Origin of the sequence: Secundilactobacillus paracollinoides DSM 15502 = JCM 11969 (genome assembly GCF_001311135.1) — a bacterium.
In the GTDB taxonomy this organism is placed as follows: Bacteria; Bacillota; Bacilli; order Lactobacillales; family Lactobacillaceae; genus Secundilactobacillus; species Secundilactobacillus paracollinoides.
In genome coordinates this window covers 1-3,839 of record NZ_BBAG01000115.1, presented here as the reverse complement: position 1 = coordinate 3,839, position 3,839 = coordinate 1, and the positions used below count along the sequence as shown (strand labels likewise).

Genomic DNA, 3,839 nt, shown 5'->3' with positions numbered 1-3,839 from the left:
GCCATCTTTTTTGAGAATGAATAGCCGATAATTCGTCTTGAGTGCAGATCCATGATGGTTGATAAGTAACACCAGCCATTACGCTTCGTTTGAATATAGGTCATATCAGCGGTCCATTTTTGATTTAAACCAGTGGTCGAGAAATCCTGCTTAAGCAAGTTGGGACGCTGTTCAACCTTGGTTTTGGAAGCCGAAGCCGCTTTCCATTTATTGACGGTAACGGAGTGGATATCCAGTTCCTTCATGAGCCGGGAAATCCGTCTTAGGCTGCACCGACGCTGCAGTGGTTGAAGTTCCAGATTCAATTCATGGTGGATCTTCATAACGCCGTATCGCTGCTTGAATTCCGCAAAGATCCGCAGAATCCGTTGTTTTAAGTCCTCATCTTCGGCACATCTTAGTTACCTGGTGGTGATGGCTTTCTTGGTGAATGTAATCAAAAATATTGGTTACTTCTGCGCAAGGAAGCCCAGGGCTTTTTTTAGAATTTCGTTCTCCTCAGACAGGGAAGCCAGCCGCTTTTCCATCGCTTTAATTTCGTCTGGCGATTTACCGGATTGAGTTTTGGCTTGGCCCTGGATCCACTTATGAACGGTTGAATAGCCAATGCCATATTCTCTGGCCAGTTGGGCGGCTGATTCGCCTTGTTTATATAGGTTGATGATGTTTTGTTTGAATTCTTTGTCGTAACGAGTTGGCATGTAAAAATTCCTTCCTTTTGAGAGACGATTTATTCATTATACCATCTCTTAAAAGTTGTCTCAGGAATCAGCTTACATCCACTTTATCAGGTATCGAAAGAAATACAAGATTAAACGAAAACGACTAACAAAGCGGTACTTTTTGTAATGCAACTTAATTTAGTTGCATTTTTTGTGATTCTGTTTATTTACAAATAGCATGTAATGTGGTATTTTATATATATACAATATAATGCAAATAAAGGAGAATGCTTTATAGATATTTTTAGCTTAGATTTAGGAAACAAGCAGACAAAATTAAAAAGCAGCAAAGCTGAATATGTACTGCCTTCAAGATATTTAAACCAAGCAGACATGCCGATGTCAGTTGGCAATTCTACAATGAATAATGACCTACACACTTATTCAGTCCCTTTTAGCGACGATAAGTACGTATGGGGTCGAGATATTGACGGACTTCACCTTGACGAATATTTAGCGGATACAATCATGTATGGTGCTCGATACGATAGTGAAGCATTTAAATTACTAGCCAATTTTGCGCTGGGATTACTAGCAAGTGATTTCAAAGCGGCTAAAGATCAAGTTTTAGAAGTAGTCGTCACTGCTGGACTTCCAACTGGAGATTATGCTGACCAAGGACAATTAAAAGCTTTATTAAAAGTCTTAGAGGGCCAACACCAAGTTACTATTGACGATAAAATCGTGACGGTAAGAGTTCGTAAAGTTTATATTTTGCCCCAACCAATCGGCACCTTATATAACGAACTACTAGATGATGAAGGCTTTATCCAGAATAAAGATCTATTAGACGAAAAAGTCGGCATTGTTGACGTAGGTGGTGGAACAATACTGATTGATACGATTTTAAACTTTGAGCTAAGTGGCAAAAACCGCCATCAATTTAATACCGGCGTAAATGATCTATATGAAGCCATTGCCAACGGGATTAATGGTGATACTAGCCTTTATCAATTAGAAAAAGATTTACGAAAGGGAAACCAGCAACATCATTGGAGCTACCGATTTTCTAAAAATCGTCAAGATGATATTACTGATTTGGTTTGCAAGGAAATTGACCGGTTTACCCGGCGCTTAGTTGCTAATGTAACTTCAACGTTAAAGAACCTTGATAGTATTGATACTTTGTTCTTTACCGGTGGTGGAGCCAATTTGCTTAACCAAAAAATCTTGAATACTACTTTCACTAACGCAGTTATTGTTAAAAATACAGAAGTTGCTAATGTTAACGGCTTTTATAAGTACGGATTAAGTCAACAAGCTCAAAACGAAGGGAGCAAGTAATCATGGGAAAAGTTAAAACCTTGAACGTCCGACTAAATCCCGAGAAAATTGTCGACAAAGAAATCCTTGATTACTTTGATAAATCATTAATTCCTAAAACCACACTTGTTAAAACCGCTTTAATTCACGAAATTGAACGGTTAAAGGCTCAAGGTGATCCTTATGTTAAAGATGAACTAAAAGCTCCAGAAGCACCTAAAAATAGCACAGAATCACCATCTGATTCCAAAGAACGCTTGCAAGGAGGATTTAATGCCTTTTCAGACAATGATATTTAGAAAGAGGGCCTTGTTATGGGAATTCCAATAAGTGTTATATTTTTGTTTACCAGCCTTATTGTCTTTTGGATAATCCCAGCCATTGGAATTGCAAAAAATCACCTGGTAGATGACCGCTTTTTTATTCGACAGTGGTTATTTCCAATGCAGTATTGGCTACAGCTATTATTTGAAAGAATCAGCGGTAACCGTCGTATTGTCGTAAGAATTTTACAGATAATGTCTCTGTTTATCACGTATTTTTGCGGATTACTTATGCTCATGATTTTCAGTGCTTTTGATGGGAATTTGCTTAAACACCCAGAAGCATTGCTGACGTTCGAATATTTACTGGTATCTTCTATCGCCTACTGGTTTCAACCAAAAGCTGGCAAAATATACAAAACCAAATAAAGTTGCCGCTAGGTAAGCGCTATGCTAGACTAAGATTAATTTAACAACCGAATAAAGAGATCAAGCTAAACAGAAAAATCCCCGATTCACGAGGAATCAGGGATTTTAGGTTTAGCAAGTAGCTATAGGACAGCTACTTAGATTCAGTCGATTTTAACTTGCCGGTGAAAATCGACTGAACATTGTTCTTAATTTGTAGGTTAATTATACCGCAAACCAGTCCCCGAGGACAAGTTAAGGATAGTTAAAAACAAATTGAAGTCAATGGACTAAGTAGCTAACTGGAGCTATTTAGTCCATTTTTTGTTGTTAGAAATTAAAAAAGTTGCCGACTGGGCAACTCACAAACAGACACATGCTGGTGAAACTACAAAGCCCTCACAACCAATGTTCGCTTTGTAATTCAGTTAGAGCATATCAGATTTGTATTTTAAAGCAAATCAAATGTTTTAGCAACTCTCTTTTGAGACAGCGTGTGTCAGTCAAGAAAGGGAGTTTTTATTATGACAAAATCAACAGATTTCAATTACTATGACGCCAATAGCGTATATGGAGCCTTGTTTTTCCAGTTCCCTAAGGTATTAATGTACGGCGAACAATATCGCCATCTAAGCAATGCCGCTAAATTGGCTTATATGGTACTAAAAGACCGGCTAGAGTACTCTTTGCGTAACAACTGGGTGGACGAAGACGGCAACATCTACTTTGTCTATACGAATGCTGAACTCATGGAACTATTCAACTCTTCCGAAAAGACCGTGATTAAGATCAAAAAAGAACTAGAGGGGCTTAATCTACTGCGGCAAAAACGTATGGGTTTTCAGCCTAAGGCAGGTAAACAGCTACCAAATCGTCTCTACCTTGCTGGCCTCGATGTACAAGCAAATGACGTGTATTTGCGTGGTGAACAGTCAGAAACGCCCGAAACCCTTGCTGCGCGCAGAACTGTAAATTCTACAGTTCAGCATGACACCGTTGAAACCCTTGCTGCGCGCAGAACTGTAAATTCTACAGTTCAGCATGACACCGTTGAAAAGGACGCTCAAACCCTTGCTGCGCGCAGAACTGTAAATTCTACAGTCAATCTAGATAAAGAACTTAAAGAAAGAGATACTAATAGATACAATATAGATACTCAAAAGTTGGACTTTTCCACAGCCAA

At 38.8% G+C, this 3,839-nt stretch carries 6 protein-coding genes and 1 pseudogene; 4 read left to right on the top strand and 3 right to left on the bottom strand.

Translation table 11 applies throughout. The annotated features are described in order from the left end of the window. The 3 genes and pseudogenes from JCM11969_RS18110 to JCM11969_RS20055 form a co-directional block, all read right to left on the bottom strand. Nucleotides 1-245: DDE-type integrase/transposase/recombinase (locus JCM11969_RS18110; protein WP_162231487.1), on the bottom strand; the 245-nt coding region annotated here is incomplete at its 3' end. Between the two features lie 21 nt (nucleotides 246-266). After that, a pseudogene (locus JCM11969_RS20610) lies at nucleotides 267-356 on the bottom strand (hypothetical protein); the annotation flags it as partial. Nucleotides 357-449: 93 nt separating this feature from the next. Continuing rightward, nucleotides 450-701 carry an IS3 family transposase gene (locus tag JCM11969_RS20055; protein ID WP_002816285.1) on the bottom strand — a complete coding sequence of 84 codons (252 nt, stop codon included), beginning with the start codon at nucleotides 699-701 and terminating at the stop codon, nucleotides 450-452. Between the two features lie 255 nt (nucleotides 702-956). On the opposite strand from JCM11969_RS20055, the gene JCM11969_RS16155 reads away from it, so the two are divergent. The 4 genes from JCM11969_RS16155 to JCM11969_RS16140 form a co-directional block, all read left to right on the top strand. Then, nucleotides 957-2,006, top strand: a complete 1,050-nt coding sequence (locus JCM11969_RS16155; RefSeq protein WP_003660162.1) for a ParM/StbA family protein — start codon at nucleotides 957-959, stop codon at nucleotides 2,004-2,006. 2 nt (nucleotides 2,007-2,008) lie between these two features. Further along, nucleotides 2,009-2,284, top strand: a complete 276-nt coding sequence (locus JCM11969_RS16150) for a hypothetical protein (RefSeq protein ID WP_003625713.1) — start codon at nucleotides 2,009-2,011, stop codon at nucleotides 2,282-2,284. Nucleotides 2,285-2,299: 15 nt separating this feature from the next. Further along, nucleotides 2,300-2,677 (top strand): hypothetical protein, encoded by a 378-nt coding sequence (locus JCM11969_RS16145; protein ID WP_054712869.1) that lies wholly within the window; start codon nucleotides 2,300-2,302, stop codon nucleotides 2,675-2,677. 503 nt (nucleotides 2,678-3,180) lie between these two features. Further along, a partial coding sequence (locus tag JCM11969_RS16140) for a replication initiator protein A (RefSeq protein WP_162231488.1) occupies nucleotides 3,181-3,839 on the top strand: 659 nt, incomplete at its 3' end.

Coding starts and splice junctions, on each gene's coding strand:
- JCM11969_RS16150 (WP_003625713.1), top strand. CDS start 2,009: ATGGGAAAAGTTAAAACCTTGAACGTCCGACTAAATCCCGAGAAAATT.
- JCM11969_RS16145 (WP_054712869.1), top strand. CDS start 2,300: ATGGGAATTCCAATAAGTGTTATATTTTTGTTTACCAGCCTTATTGTC.
- JCM11969_RS20055 (WP_002816285.1), bottom strand. CDS start 701: ATGCCAACTCGTTACGACAAAGAATTCAAACAAAACATCATCAACCTA.